The sequence below is a fragment of the Pseudomonas sp. K5002 genome (genome assembly GCF_013386655.1).
GTDB lineage: Bacteria > Pseudomonadota > Gammaproteobacteria > Pseudomonadales > Pseudomonadaceae > Aquipseudomonas.
This window is the reverse complement of sequence record NZ_JACARK010000498.1, coordinates 1-605: the sequence shown is the minus strand read 5'-3', so window position 1 is coordinate 605 and position 605 is coordinate 1. Positions and strand designations below refer to the sequence as shown.

The 605-nt window shown below is 64.8% G+C and carries 1 protein-coding gene; it reads right to left on the bottom strand.

The window, feature by feature from the left end:
- Window positions 1-14: 14 nt before the first annotated feature.
- Window positions 15-605 (bottom strand): MFS transporter (locus HX846_RS21595; RefSeq protein WP_372242007.1); only part of this gene is annotated, 591 nt, incomplete at its 5' end.

Genomic DNA, 605 nt, shown 5'->3' with positions numbered 1-605 from the left:
GAGCGTGGGAACGATCAGGTAGGTTGGCGCTTGCCAAAATGCGCCGCACTCACTGCGCCCACCGCGCCCATCGCCACGCAATACCCCACGCAGATCCACGGGCTGGTCGGCATCAACGCGATCAACATCAGCGGCGTGGTACTCGCCCACAGCGCATAGGCAATGTTGTAGGTGAAGGAAATCCCCGACACCCGCACCTGCGCCGGGAACAGGTTGACCATCACCGACGGCACCGCGCCCACCACCCCGCAACTCAAGCCGGCAATGGCATACGCTGCGCCCAGCCACACGCCACCGGCAATCAGGCTCGCATAGAGCACGGCAATCCCCACCGGCAGCAGCAGGCTATAGACCAACACCGCACGCCAGGCGCCGATGCGGTCCACCAGGAGCCCGGCCAACACGCAACCGATATTCAGGAACACGATGCCCAACGCGCTCAGGGCGAAGGTGTGGCTGGGGCTCATGCCGAAGGTTTTCTGCATCATGGTCGGGGTGATCACCACCAGTACGACGACGGCCGAGGTGAGCACGCAGGTGAGGATCATCGCCGGCAGCAGCGCGCTGCGATGTTCCCGCAGGACGGTACGCAGCGGCAGTTCGGC